This is a genomic window from Corallococcus sp. CA047B, assembly GCF_003612065.1.
GTDB lineage: Bacteria > Myxococcota > Myxococcia > Myxococcales > Myxococcaceae > Corallococcus > Corallococcus praedator.
Genome location: NZ_RAWD01000545.1, coordinates 1 through 3352, shown reverse-complemented (window position 1 = coordinate 3352; position 3352 = coordinate 1). Strand labels below are relative to the sequence as shown.

General features: G+C 68.2%; 4 protein-coding genes. 3 read left to right on the top strand and 1 reads right to left on the bottom strand.

Features of this window, described 5'->3' with window-relative positions; translation table 11 throughout:
- A partial coding sequence (locus tag D7X74_RS40705; RefSeq protein ID WP_233602469.1) for a choice-of-anchor V domain-containing protein occupies window positions 1-393 on the top strand: 393 nt, incomplete at its 5' end.
- 55 nt (window positions 394-448) lie between these two features.
- Here the strand turns inward: D7X74_RS40705 and D7X74_RS40700 are convergent.
- Window positions 449-940 (bottom strand): serine/threonine protein kinase, encoded by a 492-nt coding sequence (locus D7X74_RS40700; RefSeq protein ID WP_120538300.1) that lies wholly within the window; start codon window positions 938-940, stop codon window positions 449-451.
- A 450-nt stretch (window positions 941-1390) separates the two neighbouring features.
- Here D7X74_RS40700 and D7X74_RS40690 point away from each other — a divergent pair, with 450 nt between their 5' ends.
- Together D7X74_RS40690 and D7X74_RS40685 are read left to right on the top strand one after the other, a co-directional pair.
- Window positions 1391-2260, top strand: coding sequence for a hypothetical protein (locus tag D7X74_RS40690; protein WP_120538298.1), 870 nt, complete (start codon window positions 1391-1393; stop codon window positions 2258-2260).
- Between the two features lie 32 nt (window positions 2261-2292).
- Window positions 2293-3156 carry a hypothetical protein gene (locus D7X74_RS40685; RefSeq protein WP_120538297.1) on the top strand — a complete coding sequence of 288 codons (864 nt, stop codon included), beginning with the start codon at window positions 2293-2295 and terminating at the stop codon, window positions 3154-3156.
- The last annotated feature ends 196 nt before the right edge of the window (window positions 3157-3352 follow it).

The following is a 3352-nucleotide window of genomic DNA, read 5'->3' as shown; positions in this document are numbered from 1 at the left end:
GCGAAGACGGGCGGGGTGGACATCGCGGTGGACAGCGCGGCGGCCAACCTCCAGGCCGGCACCGGGATGAAGAAGCTGGGCGCGGAGCTGGCCCATTCCGCGCCGCAGGCCTTCACCGGCGACGAACTGCGCTTCAACTTCTCGCTTGTCGCGCCCTCGTCGGATGTCACCCTCACGCTCTTCGGGGCCGGCAACTCCTCCAACGCGGACCAGAACAGCGATGGGGACCGGGCGGCGGCCACGAAGCTGACCGTGACGGTGGGCAAGGGCACGCCCGTCGTGGATCCGCTCCCCGGGGAGGGCGATGGCGGAGGCTGCGCCGCCGCGGGAAGCGCGCCCATGTGGGGCCTGGCGCTGGCCGGGCTGGCCCTGCTGCGCCGCCGCAGGAACTGAGGCCTTCCCCTCCGTGACCGGTGCCGGCGTCGCCACCACGACGCCCGGCGCCGGGCTACCGGAATGCGTCCACGACATAGGCCGCCGCGACGGAGCCGTCGAGGATTGCTGTCCCTGGCTTCGAATCAGGCCGCTTCCGCATCTGGTCCTCGCTGAGCCGGGCCACCGCGCAGATGGGAAACTTTTCGCTGTCTGGAGGATGAGCCTCATACCATCGGATGACGACCTGCGGACCGCTCGTCCAGACCTGCCCGTACAGGCGCGTCGACGTCTCGAGCGTTCCGAAGTCGTTCTTCAAGATGCTCTCGATGGGGCCGTCATACAGGGTGACGGCACGCGACCGGATCTGGTTCGCATCCAATTCCACCAGCGCGGTGTCCCCGACATGCAGCCGGAGCGCGCGCATGGTCCGCTTCGCTTCCTCTGTGCAGTCCTGCGGCCCCGGCGTGCCATCCGCGCGCAGCGCCACTCCGCCCGTCGCGGGGCATCCGGAGGCCGTGGCAAGGAGCGCGATGGCGCTGAACAGGAAGGCTTTGGGGATGGGCATGACCGGCGCTTCTACTGCCGAATCAGCGCGTGATCCATCCGCACCAGGACCTGAAGGAGCCCGTCCCCACGGAAGATCTGGAGGGCGAGATCCGCGAGAGCGCCTCCCTCCGTTTCGCCAGGACATGGTGGCTTCATCAAACACAGCGCGGGAAGACGGCGACGATAGAAGTCGTGCCTCCCGGGCAACAAGAGCAACAGCGCCTGTGGCCATGGAAGCAACAGCCGCGAAGCGCCAGGGGACCCTCGCCAGAGGTGTTCCAACCCGCTTCTCCCGAGTGCGGTGAGCGCTGCCGCCGCCTCCGCCAGGACCCTCCCTTCCGCGCCGGAAACAGGTTGGTACGGCTCGTGAAATGAGCGGGTGCACCCACGGGTCGCGGCGGTATCGCGGCGTGGGAGGGGAGGCCCCGGGGGATGGGGCTTCCGGCACTTCTGGAATGGAGGCAGGACCATGCAAAGCCGCAAATGGCGAGTCATCTCCCACGCAGGCGCCGCCGTCGTGACCCTGGGCCTGATGTCGGGCTCCGTGGCATTCGGCGCCGACACCCGGCCCGGTTCGGAGGCGGGGTCGAACATCCCGCCCAGCCGCGTCATCGCGGGCCGCAAGCTGCACCAGCCGCCGGGGTTGAGCGGGGCGGGGGAGGATGCGCGCAAGAGCGTGAAGTCCTTCGTCACCTGGGCAGGGCAGTCCGTGGTGGAGGAGCAGGGCGACGCGCGCGAGGTGCTGCGCTCCGCCGCGCAGAACCCGGACGTCATCCAGGCGTTCACCGAGGAGATCCTGGAGGCGCACAAGTCCGGTGACTCCAGCCGCGCGCTGGTCGCGCTGGGCCTGCTCGGCGAGATGCGCACCTACGAGGGCGCGAAGTTCCTCGCGGAGTTCGTCCGCATGCCGCTGCCCACGAAGGGCACCGTCATCGAAGGGGAGCTCCAGGAAGAAGCCCAGCAGGCGCGTCTGCAGGCCAAGGCCGTGGCCGGCGTCGCGTACCTGCGCGACCCGGAGTTCGACCGGGAGGTGCTCTACCAGGTGGGCGCGCACCCCTCCGTCATCGTCCGCGCGGAGGCCATCAGCGCCTTCCTGTGGAACCGGGGTGATTCGCTGGAGGCACGCAAGGAGGTGGAGCAGTACGTCCGCCGCGAGGAGCTGCTGTTCCTGGATCGCGTCCGGCGCGTCAGCGGCGAGACCGCGGAGACGTTCAACCGCAAGCTCACCGCCTACCTGAAGGCCCACCCGGAAGTGCAGGCGCCCAAGCCCGAGCCGAAGGAGCCCCGTCCGCCCGAGGAGAAGCCCTACACCTTCGACGTCACCCCTCCGAAGTTCTGACCTGACCTCACGACCGAGGAGCGAGAACGCCCATGAATTTCAAGCAAGGCATTGCCCTGATGTCGTCCCTTCTTGCCTTTGGCCTGGGGGCCGAGGCCGGCGCCGTCTGCACCCAGACGGGCGCGAGCCAGGCGGACCGGGACCTCTGGAACACCCACGGCTGCTGGCAGGACTTCTTCCTCTGGCAGTACCAGGCCTACGGCCTGAAGTCCGGTGACTGGAGCAACCGAGGCTGGAGTGACGCCTGCAACGTGTCGCTCGAGTTCCCCAAGCACTGGAACGCGTCCTACCTGCTGACGTACGGCATGTTGGACAACTTCGCCCAGTCGTTCCACGGCACCGCAGACTACCGGGGCACGGCGGAGGCGCGCAGCAGCAACTTCCACGACAGCCTCTACCACGGCATCACCGACCGCACGGATGTCTTTGGCACCTTCTCCCCCCGGTTCTGGCCGTGGGATACGGACAAGGTGGAGACCGCGTGCCCGCTCTACAACCCGAACGCCAGCAACTCCAACCCGGCCTCCCGCGCGGGCGACTACATGCACGAAGGCTGGCACGCCAACTTCGACAAGCACAACATCAACAATGGCAACACCGGCGGTCACCGGCCCGGGCCCCAGGGCTCCTGCACCATCAACGGTTGTGACTACTTCTACTTCCATGGCATCAGCAAGTATGCCTTTGGCGCCATGTGGGAGAACGACGGGACGGCCAACCGCTTCCACTCGCCCAACCAGGTGCAGGTGGAGTTCCTCTGCGACGTGTCGGACCAGTCGCAGTGGTGGATTCCGCTGAGTGTGCGGCAGACGGCCGCGGCGGACGCCAACAGCCGCGCCGTGTCGCGCTTCATCAACGGCCCGGGATATAGCTGCGGCAGTCCCCGCCCCTGGTAGTCGGATGACCCGCTGGCGCATTCGGAGCGTGAAACCATGACATCGTTTCGGATGCGCCTGTCCCCGGGCCTGTTCCTCCTCACCCTGGTCTGCTGCTCCAGTCCCCAGCAGGGGGGAGCGGGGGAGCAGGGCACCTGGGAGTCCCTGACGGCGGGGGCCGGCCCCCGGTCCCTTCTATACACCTCACGCGGCCGCC